16 protein-coding genes and 1 pseudogene are annotated in these 18,754 nt (G+C 70.2%); 12 read left to right on the forward strand and 5 right to left on the reverse strand.

The window, feature by feature from the left end; all coding sequences use genetic code 11:
• Positions 1-319 precede the first annotated feature (319 nt).
• Positions 320-565 (reverse strand): GntR family transcriptional regulator, encoded by a 246-nt coding sequence (locus tag ACWDA7_RS02270; RefSeq protein WP_450602348.1) that lies wholly within the window; start codon positions 563-565, stop codon positions 320-322.
• A 168-nt stretch (positions 566-733) separates the two neighbouring features.
• On the opposite strand from ACWDA7_RS02270, the gene ACWDA7_RS02275 reads away from it, so the two are divergent.
• Together ACWDA7_RS02275 and ACWDA7_RS02280 are read left to right on the forward strand one after the other, a co-directional pair.
• Positions 734-1,111 (forward strand): DUF6415 family natural product biosynthesis protein, encoded by a 378-nt coding sequence (locus ACWDA7_RS02275; protein ID WP_450602349.1) that lies wholly within the window; start codon positions 734-736, stop codon positions 1,109-1,111.
• Positions 1,112-1,273: 162 nt separating this feature from the next.
• The gene (locus ACWDA7_RS02280) at positions 1,274-2,068 is read left to right on the forward strand and encodes a hypothetical protein (RefSeq protein WP_450602350.1); all 795 of its coding nucleotides are present in this window, start codon (positions 1,274-1,276) and stop codon (positions 2,066-2,068) included.
• A 153-nt stretch (positions 2,069-2,221) separates the two neighbouring features.
• Here the strand turns inward: ACWDA7_RS02280 and ACWDA7_RS02285 are convergent, their stop codons facing one another.
• The gene (locus ACWDA7_RS02285; RefSeq protein WP_450602351.1) at positions 2,222-3,775 is read right to left on the reverse strand and encodes a recombinase family protein; all 1,554 of its coding nucleotides are present in this window, start codon (positions 3,773-3,775) and stop codon (positions 2,222-2,224) included.
• 63 nt (positions 3,776-3,838) lie between these two features.
• On the opposite strand from ACWDA7_RS02285, the pseudogene ACWDA7_RS02290 reads away from it, so the two are divergent.
• From ACWDA7_RS02290 to holA, 4 genes and pseudogenes are all read left to right on the forward strand, one after another.
• Positions 3,839-4,053: pseudogene (locus tag ACWDA7_RS02290) on the forward strand (ComEC/Rec2 family competence protein); the annotation flags it as partial.
• A gap of 4 nt (positions 4,054-4,057) precedes the next feature.
• Complete coding sequence (locus tag ACWDA7_RS02295) at positions 4,058-4,900, forward strand: arylamine N-acetyltransferase family protein (protein ID WP_450602352.1); 843 nt, start codon at positions 4,058-4,060, stop codon at positions 4,898-4,900.
• Positions 4,901-4,960: 60 nt separating this feature from the next.
• Positions 4,961-5,206, forward strand: coding sequence for a hypothetical protein (locus tag ACWDA7_RS02300; RefSeq protein ID WP_361824271.1), 246 nt, complete (start codon positions 4,961-4,963; stop codon positions 5,204-5,206).
• Positions 5,207-5,289: 83 nt separating this feature from the next.
• Complete coding sequence (gene holA / locus ACWDA7_RS02305) at positions 5,290-6,279, forward strand: DNA polymerase III subunit delta (protein WP_450602353.1); 990 nt, start codon at positions 5,290-5,292, stop codon at positions 6,277-6,279.
• 206 nt (positions 6,280-6,485) lie between these two features.
• Here holA and rpsT read toward each other — a convergent pair whose 3' ends face one another.
• Entirely contained in the window at positions 6,486-6,752 is a 267-nt protein-coding gene (gene rpsT / locus ACWDA7_RS02310; RefSeq protein WP_432927539.1) for a 30S ribosomal protein S20, read from the reverse strand.
• Positions 6,753-7,048: 296 nt separating this feature from the next.
• Here rpsT and lepA point away from each other — a divergent pair, with 296 nt between their 5' ends.
• The 4 genes from lepA to hemW all read left to right on the forward strand — a co-directional run bounded on the left by lepA (position 7,049) and on the right by hemW (position 14,700).
• On the forward strand, positions 7,049-8,917 hold the full coding sequence (gene lepA, locus ACWDA7_RS02315) for a translation elongation factor 4 (protein WP_450602354.1): 1,869 nt from the start codon (positions 7,049-7,051) through the stop codon (positions 8,915-8,917).
• 287 nt (positions 8,918-9,204) lie between these two features.
• Positions 9,205-11,079 carry an AMP-dependent synthetase/ligase gene (locus tag ACWDA7_RS02320; protein WP_450602355.1) on the forward strand — a complete coding sequence of 625 codons (1,875 nt, stop codon included), beginning with the start codon at positions 9,205-9,207 and terminating at the stop codon, positions 11,077-11,079.
• 395 nt (positions 11,080-11,474) lie between these two features.
• On the forward strand, positions 11,475-13,415 hold the full coding sequence (locus ACWDA7_RS02325; RefSeq protein ID WP_450602356.1) for a SpoIIE family protein phosphatase: 1,941 nt from the start codon (positions 11,475-11,477) through the stop codon (positions 13,413-13,415).
• A 52-nt stretch (positions 13,416-13,467) separates the two neighbouring features.
• Positions 13,468-14,700, forward strand: coding sequence for a radical SAM family heme chaperone HemW (gene hemW, locus ACWDA7_RS02330; protein WP_450602357.1), 1,233 nt, complete (start codon positions 13,468-13,470; stop codon positions 14,698-14,700).
• A 104-nt stretch (positions 14,701-14,804) separates the two neighbouring features.
• On the opposite strand, the gene ACWDA7_RS02335 is transcribed toward hemW, so the two are convergent.
• A complete protein-coding gene (locus tag ACWDA7_RS02335) occupies positions 14,805-15,608 on the reverse strand; it encodes a DUF3097 domain-containing protein (RefSeq protein ID WP_450602358.1) in 804 nt (267 codons plus the stop codon).
• Positions 15,609-15,642: 34 nt separating this feature from the next.
• Positions 15,643-16,377, reverse strand: a complete 735-nt coding sequence (locus ACWDA7_RS02340; protein ID WP_450602359.1) for an MBL fold metallo-hydrolase — start codon at positions 16,375-16,377, stop codon at positions 15,643-15,645.
• A 202-nt stretch (positions 16,378-16,579) separates the two neighbouring features.
• Here ACWDA7_RS02340 and hrcA point away from each other — a divergent pair, with 202 nt between their 5' ends.
• The gene (gene hrcA / locus ACWDA7_RS02345; protein ID WP_450602360.1) at positions 16,580-17,599 is read left to right on the forward strand and encodes a heat-inducible transcriptional repressor HrcA; all 1,020 of its coding nucleotides are present in this window, start codon (positions 16,580-16,582) and stop codon (positions 17,597-17,599) included.
• The gene (dnaJ, locus tag ACWDA7_RS02350) at positions 17,600-18,736 is read left to right on the forward strand and encodes a molecular chaperone DnaJ (RefSeq protein ID WP_360997639.1); all 1,137 of its coding nucleotides are present in this window, start codon (positions 17,600-17,602) and stop codon (positions 18,734-18,736) included.
• Positions 18,737-18,754 lie beyond the last annotated feature (18 nt).

The raw sequence follows: 18,754 nt of genomic DNA on the forward strand, positions 1-18,754 counted from the left end.
GGACTTCGGCAGGAAGACTCATCCTCAACGGCCGCTCCTTCACGCTGCGTTACTCGACATCTCGAAGCGTGGAGGGCGGCCGTCTCACATACCGCTGGAAATGGGAGATCTCAGCAGGTCGGGTGACGTGCGAGGTTAAACATCAAGCTCAGACACCCACCCCCGTAGGGGGTGGTTCGGGCGTGTCAGCCGTGTCAGGTGTCAGCCCTCGCCGGGCGTCGCCCTCCGGCGGGAGCGGGTCAGGTGCCGTCAGGGGTCTGATCAGTGTCCTGACGACCACTCTGGCCTAGGGATTTTCTCCCGGCGATCACGCGCGCCGTCAGCCCTCGGCCGGGCTCCCCGGCTCGGCGATGACGTACGTGCCCTTCGCGGGCAGGGTGGCAACGAGTCCCCGCTCCCGCAGTTCCCGGACCGTCCGGCGCCACGTCCCGATGCTCGTGCTGTAGATCGAGAGGGCTTCCCGCTCGCCCGGCAGCCGGGCGCCGACGGGCAGCGTGCCGGAGGCGATGTCGGCGGCGACGGCGTCGGCGATCCTCACGTACTCGTACCTGGGCAGCTCGGTCATGATCACAGGCTTGCGCAGCCGGTAGCGGCCCGCATCACAGGAACGCGTCCGGACGCGTTGGGACGCAAGAGGACGCGGTAGGACGCAGTTCGCGCTACGTTGACCGATGGAAGACCCCGGCGAGGTGGCTAGACCTCCCGGGGCGTGGCCGACTAGCGAGGAGTCGACGTGCGCAAGAGTACGGATGAACCAGCGGCCGGGGCAGAGACCCCACCACTGGACCTGGAGACCATGCGGGCCACGGCCCGGCGGCTGCTGGCTCCGGATGCCGAACAGCCCACAGCCGAGGAGCTGTTGACCCTCGGGACCCTGCTCCGTGATCACATCCGGCAGCTCGTCCCCGAGGTGGAGAAGGCGGCCCTGCCGTTCCCCAAGGACGACGTACCGAGGGCGTGCGCGCTGGCGTGCGTCGGCGAGGCGTGCATGCGGCTCAGGATGGGCGAGGGGGACAACGACCGTCTGCGCCTGTCGGTCGTCACCAAGCTAGCTCGCTCGGTGAACGCGCTCTGTGATCACATGGTGAACCTGAGCGTGGTCGGCGAGTAGCCCACACAGACGACGGAGCCCGGCCGGAGGTGATGTCTACCGGCCGGGCTCCGTCACGTAGAGAAAGGCTCCGGAGCACAATTGCCGGCTCGACAACTCGGGAACGCATAGGAGCAGTTGAGCGCCCTTCCATTGTCGGTGGTGGGTACGACAATCCCATTCATGAGTGATGAGCTGCCGTCGCCCGACATGTCCGTCGCCCTCGACGCCCCGAAGAACAGCGCCATTGTCGCCGAATGGCTTCTGGGGACCACTGCCGTCCTCGCCCATCACCTGGGGGACACGGACTCGGCTCGGCTGATCGCCGACGTGACCACGGCGGAGATCCGGCTCTGGAACACGGAGTGGGGCCAGGAGGGCTACAGGGTCGTTCTGGTCGTGGATCCCAACCTGTACCCGACCTACGACGAGCCGGTACTGGAAAAGATCGCAGTGCACATGCGCGATGTGCTGTGGGGATCGAAGAAGCAGATTGAAGAGGTCGTTGCCCGGCCGTCGATCCCCCGGCTCGGCGTGGACTGGCGGAAGCAGATCCAGACGGCCAACGGCCCCAAGGCCAGTAACCAGGGACGCAAGCCCCAGCTTGAACCCCGCCATCCGATCGAGGATCAGTTCCACTTCACCAACGAGTGGGAGCTGGACGTGTACCGGGTGCTCAGGGAGCGCCAGGAGTCTCTGCCGGACAGCGAGACGATCGGCATCATGCCCCTCGGCGGGATGAGGGTACGCGGCTGGACCTTCGAGCCCGATCTGCTGATCACCTATCGCCGGTACGCCGGGGTGATCGAGATCGACGGTCCCCACCACAAGGGCCGGGCCGCCGCCGACCGGAGCCGCGACCGGCTGTTCCTGAACGCAGGGGTGAAGTACGTCGACCGCCTGAACGTCGAGGAAGTCAGCAGCCGTGCTGAGGTTGAGAAGTTCGTGGACAACTTCCTGACCCGGCTCACGCGCTAACAGCAGCACGGAGCCCCCGTCCAGTGACGGGGGCTCAGTCATGCCGTGAGGGACCGGGAACGGCGGGCCGATGGCGTTGGGCTGGTGGGGTGCTGAGCGGCCGGGAGACGGCCGCTCAGCGGCTCATCCACAGGATGATCCACACCCTGTGAGTCATGCCGTCACCCACTTGATCCGCTCCGTGACCGGCGCGGCCGTGCGGTTCGGTGCCCTGGTGATCCGCACCTGGCCGAGGAGTCCGGGCGTCAGCAGGAGAGCGGCCACGGCGCGCTGGCGCTGCACGTCGGCCGCCTTCCACCACTGCACGAGGTCGGCCCCGGGGTCGGCCGGGAGGACGTCGGCGAGCGGGTTGGGTGCGGTGAGCTTGTTGAGCTTCGCCTCCAGGGCGGCGATGTCCGTCTCCAGCTCCTCCATGTCGGCTATGCGCTGGAGCCGGGCTCGGGCCGTCTTGGGCTGGGGCGCCTCCTCCAGTTCCTTCAGCTCACCCCGGAGCCTCCTCAGTTCGGCCCGCACGTTCTCTTCGGCCGGGCTGGTCTCGGGGCTGCGGCTCAGGGCGGCGAGCCGGTGAGGGGCCGACAGGTACGCGAGGATCACTCCCAGTTCGCCGGTCTCCGGGTCACCGATGATGATCCGGTCCGTCTCCTCCTTGGGTACCCACACGTGGCCGTTGGGATGGCACTGGTACCCGAGGGCGGCCTTGCCGCCGTGCTTCCGGCGGTGCATGACGGCCATCGGTCCGCCGCACACGTCGCAGCGGAGCGTCATGGACAGCACGTGCTGGATGTGCGCGCCGGTGTACGTGCGTCGGGACGGGTCGGCCAGGATCTCCTGCACCCGCTCGAACAGCTCTCGGGAGACGATCGGGGTCCAGCCCTCCCACTGCTCGGGCACCAGCACGCCGTTGTGCTTGCGCAGGCCCGCGAACGCCGGGCGCAGCAGCATCGAGCGGAGGTTCTGGGGCGTGAAGGGCTGGCCGTCCTTGCGGGTCACGCCGCGCTCGCCCCAGTCCTTGGAGATGGCGTAGATCGGCTCCGGCAGCTTGTCCCCAGTGCCCGCGACCCGCTCGAACAGCTCCCAGACGAGAGGGCCCTCAACCGGGTCGGGGTGCTGTGCGACGGGCCGGGGTCGGCCGTCCACCACCTCGTACTCGCGCCGATAGCCGAAGGGCACCTGCCCCTGCGGGCGGCCCTCCCGGGCGGCGGAGTTGAGCCCGCGCAGCGTGCGGGCCGACAGGCGGCGAGCTTCCTTCTCCGCGTCGGCGATGCCGGTCACGAGGGAGTGCCGGTCGGCGTAGTTGCGGGGGTCGTAGGTACGCCCGTTCTCTCCCTCGGAGGTGACGTGGATCGAGTAACCGCGCGCCTCGCACGCTTCGATGAGCGACACGCCCCGGCCGGTCTCGCGGGCGAGTCGGCTGATCTCCCACAGGACGAGGATGTCACCAGGCTGCCCGAACGCGCCGGTGCGCAGGTCGGACAGCAGCCGCTCGAAGTCGTCGCGGGTCTTCTTGGCGTATTTGGAGGCGGAGCCGGTGTCCTTGTACGCCTCGCCCCATACCCAGGGGCCGTGCTCCTGTTCGGTGGCCAGGTTGTCGGTGTGCTGGTCGGTGATGCTGCGCGCGGTCTTGCCCTTGCCCTTGGAGACGCGCAGGTACTCGCGCGCGGTCCGTACTGCAACCTCTGTGGCGATGCGCTGTGTTGCGATCGTCATTGCCCGTGTCCCTCCCTGTGTGCCCTCTTTCACCCCCGATTCTGTCCTTGGGGACTAACGCCGAACCACGGGTCGGCGTACCAGGATCCGGAGCTCATACGGAAAGCGGCGCCGTGGCTTGCGCTGATCTCGTGCGGGAGGGGCAATCCCCACGGTCACTCAGCTCCCGGCACGGTCGCGGCGCTGCGGAGGAGGGCGCGATGGTGCTGCGCACCGACGAGGACGGGGCGATTGCCGTCGTAGGTGCGGGCGCCGGTCTGAGAGTGGCGAGAGACTGAGCACATGAATTCCGCACAGGCTGACGCCTATCTCCGCCGGATCGGGGTGGAGTATCCCGCTTGGCCCACCGTCGACGTGCTGCGCGAGCTGCATCTTCGGCATCTGCAGACCGTGCCGTTCGAGAACCTGTCGATCCACCTCGGCGAGGAGATCGTGCTCGAGGAGGGCCGGCTGCTGGACAAGATCGTCGGAGGGCGCAGGGGAGGTTTCTGCTACGAGCTCAACGGGGCGTTCGGGGCGTTGCTGGCGGCCCTCGGCTTCGATGTCACGCTGCTCGCCGCGCGGGTGTACGGGGAGGAGGAGCGGCTGGGGGTGCCGTACGCACATCTGGCGTTGCGGGTGCGGACGGTGGACGGGGGCGACTGGCTCGCGGACGTCGGTTTCGGGGCGAACAGCCACTGGCCGCTGGCGTTCGGGGAGCGGGGTGAGCAGCGGGATGCGGGCGGTGCGTTCCGGGTGATCGAGGCCGGGACGGATGCGGCAGGGGTTCGCGGGGGCGGCGATGCCGCGGAGTGCGGGGATCTCGACGTGCTGCGGGACGGCGAGCTCCAGTACCGGCTGGAGATGCGGCCGCGGGTGCTTGAGGACTTCACCGTCGGAGCCTGGTGGAACACCACCTCTCCCGCGTCGCACCTCGTGCGGTCGCTGGTGTGCTCGCGGGTCACGGAGGACGGCGGGCGGATCACGCTCAGCGGCAGCCGTCTGACGACGACGGCCCCCGACGGGAAGAAGGAGGTGGCGGAACTGGCGGGAGACGAGGAGGTGCTGGAGACGTACCGCAAGCGGTTCGGGATCGAGCTGGACCGGGTGCCCACGGTCCGAGCGGCCTCGGACGACGGGCGGTGACCTGCGTCTTCGACGGCGGCCCCGGCGTCGGGCGGAGCGGCCGTAGCGGAAAATGACGTGGTGAGCGATGTGAGACATGTGCTGGTGCTGCCCGACCGCGATGCCGCGGAAGAGGTGGCGGAGGCGCTCGGGGCGCGGTTCGGGCTGGACGAGGAACCGCGGATCGTCCGGGACGCGCTGGCCGGCGAGGACGACGCCGAGGACGCGCAGTGGCTGGTGGTGCTGCGGGACGAGGCCGAGGTCCTCGATGCCGGGCAGCTGGACGAGTTCGTGGGGGAGTGGGACGGCTGGCGGGAGGAGCCGTAGCGCCGGGGTGGCGACCCGAGGTCCGGCCGCGGACGGAGGGCGGCCGGGCCGGGTTGTCAGTGGCCCGTGGGATGCTTTCCGTGATGGCCAAGAAGACCGCGACCGATGACCTCCTCGCCCCCGTGACCCTTGCCGTGGGCCAGGAGGACCTCCTGCTCGACCGTGCCGTGCAGGAGGTGGTGGCCGCCGCCCGGGCCTCCGACGCCGACACGGACGTACGGGATCTGACCTCGGACCAGCTGCAGCCGGGCACGCTCGCCGAGCTGACGAGTCCTTCGCTGTTCGCCGAGCGCAAGGTCGTGGTCGTCCGCAACGCGCAGGATCTGTCGGCCGACACGATCAAGGAGCTGAAGGGGTACTTCGCCGCGCCCGCGGAGGAGATCACCCTTGTACTGCTGCACGCGGGCGGCGCGAAGGGCAAGGGACTGCTCGACGCCGCGCGCAAGGCGGGGGCACGCGAGGTCGCCTGCCCGAAGATGACCAAGCCGGCCGACCGGCTGGCGTTCGTGCGCGGGGAGTTCCGGGCGCAGGGACGTTCGGCGACGCCGGAGGCGTGCCAGGCGCTCGTGGACGCGATCGGGAGCGATCTGCGGGAGCTGGCGTCGGCGGTGTCCCAGCTGGTGGCGGACGTCGAGGGCACGATCGACGAGGCAGTGGTCGGCCGCTATTACACCGGGCGGGCCGAGGCGTCGAGCTTCACCGTGGCGGACCGGGCGGTCGAGGGCCGGGCCGCGGAGGCGCTGGAGGCGCTCAGATGGTCGCTGGCCACGGGCGTGGCGCCGGTGCTGATCACGAGTGCGCTCGCGCAGGGCGTGCGGGCCATCGGCAAGCTGTCGTCGGCGCGCGGCGGGCGTCCCGCGGACCTCGCCCGGGAGCTGGGCATGCCGCCCTGGAAGATCGACCGGGTCCGCCAGCAGATGCGGGGCTGGACACCGGAAGGGGTGGCGGTCGCTCTGCGGGCGGTCGCGGAGGCCGACGCGGGCGTGAAGGGCGGCGGGGACGATCCGGAGTACGCCCTGGAGAAGGCGGTCGTCACGATCGCGCGGGCGGCGCGCTCCAGAGGCCGGGGCTAGTCGCGGGCTTCCGCCCGGGGCGGCATCGTGCAGGCACACCGAAGGCCCCGACCGCTCACCCTGGGGAAGGGCGGTGGCGGGGCCTTCGGTTCAAGCTCGTGGGCTCGTACCCGCGTGGCGAACGCAGGCCGCGTACGAACCCGGGGTGCCGGATGGGAGCGGATGAGAGAGGGCCCGCTCGATTCCTTCCGGCGTCAAATCAAGTGTCAGCCCTTGAGGGACGCGACCTTGGTGGCCAGCGCCGACTTCTTGTTGGCGGCCTGGTTCTTGTGGATGACGCCCTTCGAGACAGCCTTGTCGAGCTGACGCGCGGCAGCGCGCTGGAGCTCGGTGGCCTTCCCGGCGTCACCCGCGGCAGCGGCCTCGCGGGCCTTGCGGATCGCGGTCTTGAGCGAGGACTTGACGGCCTTGTTGCGAAGGCGCGCCTTCTCGTTCGTCTTGTTCCGCTTGATCTGGGACTTGATGTTCGCCACGAATGAGCCTTTTCAGGTTCAGGCACGCGGGACTGGGAGCCTCACGCACCGATGATTTCTTGAAGTCGTGCCTCGCGCTGAGAGGGCATGAGGCACAGCCACCCAGGCTACCAGCCGCCTTCGGGCGGCCCAAACCAGCCGCAGAGGCCCCCGGGCGTCGCCCGATCCGGCCGTCCGGCCCGTCACGACACGGCCCAAAACGGTCGCAGCCTCCCGCGCGTGGGACGATGGAGGCTACGTATCGATCCGACCCGAGACCGCAGACACTGCGGACGCCTCAAGAATCAGGACCCTGCGTGCCCGCCACTCCTAGCCATGTGCCCGAGCCGAGCCGTACCGACCCGGCACTGATCCGCAACTTCTGCATCATCGCGCACATCGACCACGGCAAGTCCACGCTCGCCGACCGGATGCTCCAGCTGACCGGTGTCGTCGAGCAGCGGCAGATGCGCGCTCAGTACCTCGACCGCATGGACATCGAGCGCGAGCGCGGCATCACGATCAAGTCCCAGGCGGTGCGTCTGCCGTGGGCCCCGACCCACGATCCGGGCAACACGCACATCCTGAACATGATCGACACCCCTGGGCACGTCGACTTCACCTACGAGGTCTCGCGGTCGCTCGCCGCGTGCGAGGGGACGATCCTCCTCGTTGACGCCGCCCAGGGCATCGAGGCCCAGACCCTCGCCAACCTCTACCTGGCGATGGAGAACGACCTCACGATCATCCCCGTCCTCAACAAGATCGACCTGCCGGCCGCGCAGCCCGAGAAGTTCGCCGAGGAGCTCGCGAATCTCGTCGGCTGCGAGCCCGGCGACGTGCTCAGGGTCTCCGCCAAGACGGGCCTCGGCGTCGAGGCCCTGCTGGACAAGGCCGTCGAGCAGATCCCGGCGCCGGTCGGCGTCGCGGACGCGCCCGCCCGCGCGATGATCTTCGACTCGGTATACGACTCCTACCGGGGCGTCGTCACCTATGTCCGTGTCGTCGACGGACAGCTCAACAAGCGCGAGCGCATCAAGATGATGTCCACCAACGCGACCCACGAGCTGCTGGAGATCGGTGTCAGCTCGCCCGAGATGCTCCCGGCCGACGGGCTCGGGGTCGGCGAGGTGGGTTACCTCATCACCGGTGTGAAGGACGTCCGTCAGTCCAAGGTCGGTGACACGATCACCAGCCAGGCCAAGGGGGCCCAGGAAGCCCTCGGCGGTTACAAGGACCCGAAGCCGATGGTCTTCTCGGGTCTGTACCCGCTCGACGGCTCCGACTACCCGAACCTGCGCGAGGCCCTCGACAAGCTCCAGCTCAACGACGCCGCGCTCGTCTACGAGCCGGAGACCTCCGCCGCCCTCGGCTTCGGCTTCCGTGTCGGCTTCCTCGGCCTGCTCCACCTTGATGTGGTTCGCGAGCGTCTGGAGCGCGAGTTCGGGCTCGACCTGATCGCCACCGCGCCCAACGTGGTCTACCGCGTGATCATGGAGGACGGCACCGAACACATCGTCACCAATCCGAGCGAGTTCCCCGAGGGCAAGCTCGACGAGGTCTACGAGCCGGTCGTGCGGGCCACGATCCTCGCGCCCACCGAGTTCATCGGCGCGATCATGGAGCTGTGCCAGACCCGCCGCGGCACGCTGCTCGGCATGGACTACCTGTCCGAGGACCGAGTCGAGATCCGCTACACGCTCCCGCTCGCCGAGATCGTCTTCGACTTCTTCGACCAGCTGAAGTCCAAGACCCGCGGTTATGCGTCGCTGGACTACGAGCCCACCGGCGAGCAGAACAGCTCCCTGGTCAAGGTGGACATCCTGCTGCACGGCGACAAGGTGGACGCCTTCTCGGCGATCACCCACAAGGACCAGGCGTACGCCTACGGTGTCCGGCTCGTCGCCAAGCTGAAGGAGATGATCCCGCGGCAGAACTTCGAGGTGCCGGTCCAGGCCGCCGTCGGCTCCCGGGTGATCGCCCGCGAGACCATCCGCGCCATCCGCAAGGACGTCCTCGCCAAGTGCTACGGCGGTGACATCTCCCGTAAGCGGAAGCTGCTGGAGAAGCAGAAGGAGGGAAAGAAGCGGATGAAGATGGTGGGTTCCGTGGAGGTTCCCCAGGAGGCCTTCATCGCCGTCCTGAGCAGCGATGACAGTGCGGGGTCGGCCAAGGGCAAGAAGTAACCGAGGGATACCCGGAAAACCGGCCGAACAGGGGCCCGTCGTACGAAAGTGCGACGGGCCCTGTGCGCGTACCCGGTCGCTCTCTGTAGGAAGTGACACGCCACCGCCCCTTACGAACCGGCCGGTCGGGCTCTACCCTGATCTCTGCTCGGTAGTTACTCGCGAGTTAAACAAGTGCGCCGGAGTGACGCCGGTCGCCATGAGCCAGTCGCATCGAGCCATCAGTATTGAGTCATCGAGTCAGCTGCACTGAGTCAGCCGCACCGTCGCGGGCCCCGGAGGATGTCGTGAGCGACACACAGACTTTGATCGAGAACCGTCCGCCGTCCGTGGCGGCCCTCTTTCTGGAGCGCGTGGCGGCAACGCCCGAGGCAGAGGCCTACCGCTACCCCGTACCCCCGGCCTCAGGTGAGGGCCCGGACGAATGGAAGTCGCTGAGCTGGGCCGAGGCCGCGGAGCGGGTCTACTCCATCGCGGCCGGACTGATCGAGCTGGGTGTGCAGCCGGAGCAGCGGGTGGCGCTCGCCTCCTCGACGCGGGTCGAATGGATCCTCGCCGACCTGGGCATCCTGTGCGCCGGCGCGGCCACGTCGACCGTCTACCCGCAGACCAACGCCGAGGAGTCGGCCTTCATCCTCTCCGACTCCGAGAGCAAGGTGCTCATCGCGGAGAACGCGGAGCAGCTGGCCAAGGCCCGGGAGAGGCGCGCCGAGCTGCCCGAGCTGACCCATGTCGTGGTGATCGACCCCAAGGGCGTCGAGACCGGCGACTGGGTGCTCACCCTCGCCGAGCTGGAGACCCGGGGCGCCGCCTATCTGGAGAAGCACCCCGAGCTGATCAAGGAGCGGGTCGGCGCGATCACCAAGGACCAGCTCGCCACCCTCATCTACACCTCCGGTACCACCGGCCGCCCCAAGGGTGTGCGCCTGCCGCACGACAACTGGGCGTACATGGCGAAGGCGATCGCGGCGACCGGGCTGGTCGGCAGCGACGACGTGCAGTACCTGTGGCTGCCGCTCGCGCACGTCTTCGGCAAGGTGCTCACCTCCGGTCAGATCGAGGTGGGGCACGTCACCGCCGTCGACGGCCGGGTCGACAAGATCATCGAGAATCTGCCGGTCGTTCAGCCGACGTACATGGCGGCCGTGCCGCGCATCTTCGAGAAGGTCTACAACGGGGTCGCGGCCAAGGCACGGGCCGGCGGCGCGGCCAAGTACCGCATCTTCCAGTGGGCAGCCGAGGTCGCACGCGAGTACGCCAAGGTCTCCCAGGACAACTTCCGCCGGACCGGTACCCACGCCGTGCCCTTCAGCCTGGGCGCCAAGCACAAGGTGGCCGACGCGCTCGTCTACGCCAAGATCCGAGAGGCCTTCGGCGGCCGGCTGCGCGCCTGCGTCTCCGGTTCCGCGGCCCTCGCACCCGAGATCGGGTACTTCTTCGCCGGCGCCGGTATCCACATCCTTGAGGGCTACGGCCTCACCGAGTCCTCCGCGGCCTCCTTCGTGAACCCGGGCGAGGCGTACCGCACGGGCACGGTCGGCAAGCCGCTGCCCGGCACCGAGGTGCGCATCGCGGACGACGGCGAGATCCTGCTGCGCGGCCCGGGCATCATGGAGGGCTACCACGGGCTGCCCGAGAAGACCGACGAGGTCCTCGAGGCGGACGGCTGGTTCCACACCGGCGACATCGGTGAACTCTCCCCCGACGGCTACCTGCGCATCACGGACCGCAAGAAGGACCTCATCAAGACGTCCGGAGGCAAGTACATCGCGCCGGCCGAGGTCGAGGGCCAGTTCAAGGCGGTGTGCCCGTACGTCTCCAACATCCTGGTGCACGGCGCCGACCGGAACTTCTGCACCGCGCTGATCGCCCTGGACGAGGTGGCCCTCCTGGAGTGGGCGAAGGAGAACGGCCTGGGTGGCAGGTCGTACGCCGAGGTCGTCGCCGCGCCCGCCACGGTCGAGATGGTCAACGGCTATGTGAAGCAGCTCAACGACGGCCTCCAGCGCTGGCAGACCGTCAAGAAGTTCCGGCTGCTGCCGCGGGACCTCGACGTCGAGCACGGGGAGATCACGCCGAGCCTGAAGCTGAAGCGGCCGGTCGTGGAGCGGGAGTACAAGCACCTGATCGACGAGATGTACGCAGGGGCGCGCGAAGCGTAGGGCTGCCTCGGGCGGTGCCATCGGCCGTGGCCGACGGCACCGCTTCGCGTTCCCCGCGCTCCCGGCCACCGGCCGCCGCAGCTTTCGGACGTGGTTGCGGGACTCCGCCGGGTCCTGGGGCCGCCGCCCCGGCAGTGGTCCAGCGCCTCGGCGCGGCCACCCGGCCCGGCCCCTCCTCGGCTGCATCTGGAGCCGCCGTCCGGGGTGGCTGTCCCCGTCATGAGCAAAGGGCGCCGTTCCGATGCTCGAATCTGTCCGTCTTCGAACACATCTGTAGCACGGTTCTCACTCATAGCGACCCACTTCGGTAACTCGACGCTTATGGGCGTGCCCGATCTGTCACTCTGTCCGCATTGTCAGACGCGTAATCGTCCGAACCGCTCGGGGAGCCGTCCATGCGGGGCATTCCCACGCAACGGGAGACCGTCTCCCGTGCCCCTGATGCGCCTGTGCAAGAAGGCGCGGGGCTGCACACGGTGGTGCGTGCGACGCTGCCAGGGGGACCGCTCGCGGCCGGCTCGGCCCGCCGGCTGGTACACGCCGCCCTGTCCGCCTGGGCACGGGCCGCCGAGCCCGACACCTTCACGAAACGGCTGACCGACGACGCGCTGGTGGTCGTCAGCGAGCTCGTCACCAACGCCGTCGTACACGCGGGCACGGACGTCGACGTGGCCTGCCGTCTCGAGAACACGGACGACGAGCCGACCGGCCTCGTCGTCGAGGTCTCCGACCACCACCCCTCCCGCGCGGTACGGGACGACGGCGCCGAACGCCCCTACGGCCTACCGGAGTACGGCCGCGGGCTGCGGCTCGTGTCCACGCTCTCCACGGCCTGGGGGATCACCTACCGCACCGGCAGCAAGACGGTCTGGGCACTGCTGCCCCTCGACCACGTCCTCGAGGCCGAGGACGAGCTCGAGGCCTACGCCGGTGACGGCGCCCTGGAACGCGGGCTGAACGCGGCCGAGATACTCGGACCCGAGCTCCCCGCCTTCACCGAGCCGGCCCGCGCCGTGTACGACCGGGACTGGCGGGGCCGCGGCGCGCTCTCCTTCCTCGCCGAGGCCTCCGACCTGCTCGCCGGACAGCTCGACGAGGACCTGGTCGCCGCGCTCGCCGGACAGCTCCTGGTGCCGCGGCTCGCCGACTGGTGCGCGGTCTGGCTGGAGGACGAGGCGACCGGCTGGCACCGGCCCGAGGCAGCGATCGCCGCCGGGCCCCGGCTCGCGCGCGTCTGGCACGGCAGCGAGAACCGCATCGAGGAACTGCGCCGCGCCCTGGAGAAGGATCCGCCCCGGCTGCCCGAGGCGGTGCGCTCCAGGGCGGTGCCCGTGCCCTGGCCGGGCGCGGCGCTCGGCCCGCGGGGTGCGACCGGGGCGGCGCTCGCGTACCGGCTGATCGCGGGCGGCCGGCCGCTGGGCACGCTCGTCATCGGGCGGGCCAGGCTGCTGCGTTTCCCCGACGAGATCACCGGGCTCGTGGAGGACCTGAGCCGCCGGGTGGCGCTGGCCATCGGCGCGGCCCGGCAGTACGCACGCCAGGCCACCATCAGCCGGGTGCTGCAGCGCGGGCTGCTGCCGGGCGCGGTCGCCGAGATCCCCCGGGTGCGCAGCGCGCTCGTGTACGAGCCCTGCGACAAGGGCGGCGGACCGAGCGGCGACTTCTACGACATCTTCCCGGCCGGCGCCGGACGCTGGTGCTTCGCCCTCGGCGACGTCCAGGGCAAGGGTCCCGAGGCGGCCGTCGTGATCGGGCTGGCCCGGCCCTGGCTGCGGCTGCTGGCCCGCGAGGGCTACGCGGTCCCCGACGTGCTGGACCGCCTCAACCAGCTTCTGCTGGACGATGCGACGGAGGCCTCCGACGCGGCGGCGCGGGCCCTGGTGGCCGCGGGCGCGCCGGTGCCGGTCATCGACGACGGCCCGCACGCCCGCTTCCTCTCGCTCCTGTACGGCGAGCTGGTCCCCTTCGAGGGCGGAGTGCGCTGCACGCTGGCCGCCGCCGGGCACCCGCTGCCGCTGCTGCTGGGCCCGAGCGGCGGCGTACGGGCCATGGCGCGGTCGCAGACGCTGCTCGGGGTCGTCGAGGACGTGGCGTACACCTGCGAGACCTTCGAGCTGCATCCCGGCGACAGCCTGCTCTGCGTCACGGACGGGGTGACCGAGCGGCGCAGCGGCCCCCACCAGTTCGACGACGAGGACGGGCTGGCTGCCGCGCTCGCGGGCTGCGCCGGGCTGAGCGCGGAGCTGATCGCGGAGCGGATCAGGAGGCTGGTGCACGAGTTCGGCGAGCAGCCGCCGGAGGACGACCTGGCGCTGCTGGTGTTGCAGGCGCAATGAGCGCCTCATCAGCACAGCCGGGTTGTCTCGGCGGTACGGGACAATGGGGGACATGCCTTCCGCACTCCCCGACGGCGAGCCCGTCCCCGACGACGGGGCGCTGCCCGCGCGCGCCCTGGCCGGAGCCGTCGAGCGCCCCCTCGGGTTCTACCTCCACGTGCCGTACTGCGCCACGCGCTGCGGCTACTGCGACTTCAACACCTACACCGCGACGGAGCTGCGCGGCACGGGCGGAGTGCTGGCGTCCCGCGACAACTACGCCGAGACGCTGATCGACGAGATCCGCCTGTCCCGCAAGGTGCTGGGCGACGACCCGCGCGAGGTCCGCACGGTCTTCGTCGGGGGCGGCACGCCGACGCTGCTGGCCGCGGAGGATCTCGTACGGATGCTGGGGTCGATCCGCGACGAGTTCGGGCTCGCGGACGACGCGGAGGTGACGACGGAGGCGAACCCGGAGTCGGTCGACGAGCGCTATCTGGCCACGCTCCGGGAGGGCGGCTTCAACCGGATCTCCTTCGGCATGCAGAGCGCGCGCCCGCACATCCTGAAGATCCTGGACCGCACGCACACCCCGGGCCGGCCCGAGGCCTGCGTGGCCGAGGCGCGGGCGGCGGGCTTCGAGCATGTGAACCTGGACCTGATCTACGGCACGCCGGGGGAGTCGGACGACGACTGGCGGGCATCGCTGGACGCGGCGCTGGGCGCGGGTCCCGACCACATATCGGCGTACGCGCTGATCGTCGAGGAGGGCACCCAGCTCGCGCGCCGCATCCGCCGGGGCGAGATTCCGATGACGGACGACGACGTCCACGCGGACCGCTATCTGATCGCGGACGAGGCGCTGGGGGCCGCGGGCTACGACTGGTACGAGGTCTCGAACTGGGCCACGTCCGAGGCGGGTCGCTGCCTCCACAACGAGCTGTACTGGCGCGGCGCCGACTGGTGGGGCGCGGGCCCCGGCGCGCACAGCCATGTGGGCGGCGTGCGCTGGTGGAACGTGAAGCATCCGGGGGCGTACGCGGCGGCACTGGCGGCGGGGCGGTCGCCGGGCGCCGGACGGGAGGTCCTGTCGGAGGAGGACCGCCGGGTGGAGCGCATCCTGCTGGAGCTGCGGCTGCGGGAGGGAGTGCCGCTGTCCCTGCTGCGGGAGGAGGGGCTGGCGGCGTCGCGCCGTGCCCTGGCGGACGGGCTCCTGGAGGAGAAGCCGTACGGGGAGGGACGAGCGGTGCTGACACTGCGCGGACGGCTGCTGGCGGACGCGGTGGTACGGGACCTGGTGGACTGATCACCCAGCCGGGGGAACCACTGCGGAGCAGCGGTTCGATCCGGTGCCGCTGCCGATCGTGGGGATCGACCTCGGCACCAGCCGGTTCGGCACCCTGCCGCCGCTCACGGTTGCGCCGTGGCGAAGTCGATCAGCTCCTCCACGCGGCCCAGCAGCTCCGGCTCCAGGTCCTTGTAGGACCGCACCCGCGACAGGATCCGCTGCCACGCCTCGCCCGTGTTCTCCGGCCAGCCCAGAGCCCGGCACACGCCCTTCTTCCAGTCCTGCCCGTGCGGGATGCGCGGCCACTCCGGGATGCCCAGGGCCGCGGGCTTCACCGCCTGCCAGATGTCGATGTAGGGGTGGCCCACCACCAGTGCGTGCTCGCTCGTCACCGACTCGGCGATGCGCCACTCCTTGGTGCCGGGGACCAGATGGTCCACCAGCACGCCGAGGCGGGCGTCGGGGCCGGGCGCGAAGGACGACACGATGGACGGCAAGTCGTCGACGCCCTCCAGGTACTCGACCACCACGCCCTCGATGCGCAGGTCGTCGCCCCACACCTTCTCGACCAGTTCCGCGTCGTGGCGGCCCTCCACATAGATACGGCCGGCGCGGGCCACCCGCGCGCGGGCCCCGGGGACGGCCACCGAGCCCGAGGCCGTATGCGTGGGACGCGCCGGAACCTTCGACGGGCGCACCAGCGTCACCACCCGGCCCTCCAGCAGGAAGCCCCCGGGTTCGAGCGGGAACACCCGGTGCTTGCCGAAGCGGTCCTCCAGGGTCACCGTGCCCGCCTCGCAGCGGATCACCGCGCCGCAGAAGCCGGTGCGCGGCTCCTCGACCACCAGACCGGGATCCGCCGGGACCTCCGGGACGGGCTTGGGCTTCTTCCACGGCGGAGTCAGGTCCGGCGAGTACTGGCGCATTCGGATGACGATAGGAGAAGCCGGAGGCCAGGTTCTACGACACGCCGAAACGCGCCGCCAACTCGTCGCGCTGCGCCCGCACGAACCCCGCGTCCACCACCGCGCCGTGCCCGGGCACATACACCGCGTCCTCCCCGCCCAGCTTCAACAGCCGGTCCAGGGCCGCAGGCCAGTGGGAGGGCACCGCGTCCGGGCCCGCCTGGGGGTCGCCCGACTCCTCCACGAGGTCGCCGCAGAAGACGATCTCCCGCTCCCCGGGGACGAGGACCACGAGGTCGTGGGCCGTGTGGGCGGGTCCCACGTTCGCCAGCAGCACCCGCAGCCCGCCCAGGTCCAGGGTCCACTCGCCCGAGACCTGATGGCGCGGAGGCACCAGGAGGTCGGCCGCCTCGGCCGCCACCTCCGCGTCCAGGCCGTTGCGCACCGCGTCCGCGACCAGTTCGCTCCGCTCGTGGACGAACACCGTGTCGATGCCCGCCGCGCCGAACGCCTCGGCGTCCGCGAAGGCCGCCGCACCGAAGACATGGTCGAAGTGGGGGTGGGTGAGCGCGAGATGGGTCACACGCCGGTCCCCGCCGAGGGTCGAGAGCAGCCGCAGCGCCTCGGTACGCAACCGCGCGCCCTCGCCTGGGCTGGAGCCCGCGTCGACCATCAGCGCCCCGTGCTCGCCGACCACCAGTCCCGCCGTGCAGTCCCAGCCCGGAAGCCGCGTGCGCCCCGCTCCCGGACCGAGCGCCTCCCACCCGGACCCTTCCCACAGCACCGTCATGCGCCGACGCTATCGGCAGGCGCCCGATCCGGCAGGACAGCCCAGGACAGGTCGGTACACGTCGGTACGACGGCGCCGCCCGGCCTTGCCGGGTGCGTACCCGACCGCCGTACACTTGCTCCGGGATGCTGGCACTCGTACACGCAGAGTGCCAGGGGAGCGTCAAGGGGACGACTCAGACGACTCACTGGAGGTGTGCGCGATGCTCAGTGAACGCAGGCTCGAAGTGCTGCGCGCCATCGTCCAGGACTACGTCGGTACCGAGGAGCCGGTGGGTTCCAAGGCGCTCACCGAGCGGCACCAGCTCGGTGTCTCCCCGGCCACCGTCCGCAACGACATGGCCGCGCTGGAGGAGGAGGGGTACATCGCCCAGCCGTACACCAGCGCCGGACGCATCCCCACGGACAAGGGCTACCGCCTCTTCGTGGACAAGCTCGCGGCCGTCAAGCCGATGAGCCCGCCCGAGCGGCGCGCGATCCAGAACTTCCTGGAGGGCGCGGTCGACCTCGACGACGTGGTGACGCGCACCGTGCGGCTGCTCGCACAGCTCACCCGGCAGGTCGCCGTCGTGCAGTACCCGTCCCTGACGCGCTCGACGGTGCGCCATGTGGAGCTGCTGTCGATGGCACCCGCGCGGCTGATGCTCGTGCTGATCACGGACACCGGCCGGGTCGAGCAGCGCATGATCGACTGCCCGGCGCCGTTCGGAGAAACGTCTCTCGCCGATCTGCGCGCGCGTCTCAACAGCAGGGTCGTGGGCCGCCGCTTCGCGGACGTTCCGCAGCTGGTCCAGGACCTGCCGGAGGCCTTCGACGAACCGGAGGACCGCGGCACGGTCTCGACGGTGCTCGCCACCCTTCTGGAGACGCTCGTGGAGGAGACCGAGGAGCGGCTGATCATCGGCGGCACCGCCAATCTCACCCGCTTCGCGCATGACTTCCCTCTCACCATCCGTCCCGTCCTCGAGGCACTCGAGGAACAGGTCGTGCTGCTCAAGTTGCTGGGAGAGGCGAAGGATCCGGCCATGCGCGTGCGTATCGGGCACGAGAACGCCCACGAGGGACTCAACTCCACGTCCATCGTCTCGGTGGGCTACGGTTCGGGCGGCGAAGCAGTAGCGAAACTCGGCGTGGTCGGACCGACCCGCATGGATTACCCGGGAACGATGGGAGCGGTACGAGCGGTGGCACGGTACGTCGGACAGATCCTGGCGGAGTCGTAAGTGGCCACGGACTACTACGCCGTACTCGGCGTGCGCCGCGACGCGTCGCAGGATGAGATCAAGAAGGCGTTCCGTCGGCTCGCCCGCGAGCTGCACCCGGACGTCAATCCCGATCCCAAGACGCAGGAGCGGTTCAAGGAGATCAACGCCGCCTACGAGGTCCTCTCGGACCCGCAGAAGAAGCAGGTCTACGACCTCGGCGGCGACCCCCTGTCCCAGTCGGGCGCGGCCGGTGCGGGCGGCTTCGGTGCGGGCGGCTTCGGAAACTTCTCCGACATCATGGACGCGTTCTTCGGCACGGCGTCGCAGCGCGGACCGCGCTCGCGTACCCGCCGGGGGCAGGACGCCATGATCCGGCTCGACATCGAGCTCGACGAGGCTGCCTTCGGCACGACGAAGGACATCCAGGTCGACACGGCCGTCGTCTGCAATACCTGCAACGGTGAGGGCGCGGCGCCCGGCACATCCGCGCAGACCTGTGACATGTGCCGCGGCCGCGGTGAGGTCTCCCAGGTCACGCGGTCCTTCCTGGGCCAGGTCATGACCTCCCGGCCGTGTCCCCAGTGCCAGGGCTTCGGCACCATCGTTCCGAACCCGTGCCCGGAGTGCGCGGGCGACGGGCGGGTGCGCTCGCGCCGGACACTCACGGTCAAGATCCCCGCGGGTGTCGACAACGGCACGCGGATCCAGCTCGCGGGCGAGGGCGAGGTCGGCCCCGGTGGCGGTCCCGCCGGCGACCTGTACGTCGAGATCCACGAACTGCCGCATTCGGTCTTCCAGCGTCGCGGTGACGACCTGCACTGCACGGTCACCATCCCGATGACGGCGGCCGCCCTCGGCACCAAGGTCCCGCTGGAGACGCTGGACGGCCTGGAGGAAGTCGACATCCGTCCCGGCACCCAGTCCGGGCAGTCGATCCCGCTGCACAGCCGTGGTGTCACACACCTGCGCGGCGGTGGCCGGGGCGACCTGGTCGTGCACGTCGAGGTACAGACCCCGTCGAAGCTGGACCCAGAACAGGAGCGGCTCCTCAGGGAGTTGGCGCAGCTGCGCGGCGAGGAGCGCCCGCAGGGCCACTTCCAGCCGGGGCAGCAGGGACTGTTCTCGCGGCTGAAGGACGCGTTCAACGGGCGGTGACCCGTGGAGTGGCCACCC

The sequence above is a fragment of the Streptomyces sp. NPDC001156 genome, assembly GCF_053598275.1.

What these genes read in the sequence shown, in the direction of transcription:
- holA (WP_450602353.1), top strand. Translation starts at nt 5,290, where the DNA reads ATGGCCAAGAAGACCGCGACCGATGACCTCCTCGCCCCCGTGACCCTT.
- ACWDA7_RS02270 (WP_450602348.1), bottom strand. Translation starts at nt 565, where the DNA reads ATGACCGAGCTGCCCAGGTACGAGTACGTGAGGATCGCCGACGCCGTC.
- hrcA (WP_450602360.1), top strand. Translation starts at nt 16,580, where the DNA reads ATGCTCAGTGAACGCAGGCTCGAAGTGCTGCGCGCCATCGTCCAGGAC.
- ACWDA7_RS02335 (WP_450602358.1), bottom strand. Translation starts at nt 15,608, where the DNA reads ATGCGCCAGTACTCGCCGGACCTGACTCCGCCGTGGAAGAAGCCCAAG.
- hemW (WP_450602357.1), top strand. Translation starts at nt 13,468, where the DNA reads ATGCCTTCCGCACTCCCCGACGGCGAGCCCGTCCCCGACGACGGGGCG.
- ACWDA7_RS02325 (WP_450602356.1), top strand. Translation starts at nt 11,475, where the DNA reads ATGCGGGGCATTCCCACGCAACGGGAGACCGTCTCCCGTGCCCCTGAT.
- ACWDA7_RS02340 (WP_450602359.1), bottom strand. Translation starts at nt 16,377, where the DNA reads ATGACGGTGCTGTGGGAAGGGTCCGGGTGGGAGGCGCTCGGTCCGGGA.
- ACWDA7_RS02285 (WP_450602351.1), bottom strand. Translation starts at nt 3,775, where the DNA reads ATGACGATCGCAACACAGCGCATCGCCACAGAGGTTGCAGTACGGACC.
- ACWDA7_RS02295 (WP_450602352.1), top strand. Translation starts at nt 4,058, where the DNA reads ATGAATTCCGCACAGGCTGACGCCTATCTCCGCCGGATCGGGGTGGAG.
- ACWDA7_RS02280 (WP_450602350.1), top strand. Translation starts at nt 1,274, where the DNA reads ATGAGTGATGAGCTGCCGTCGCCCGACATGTCCGTCGCCCTCGACGCC.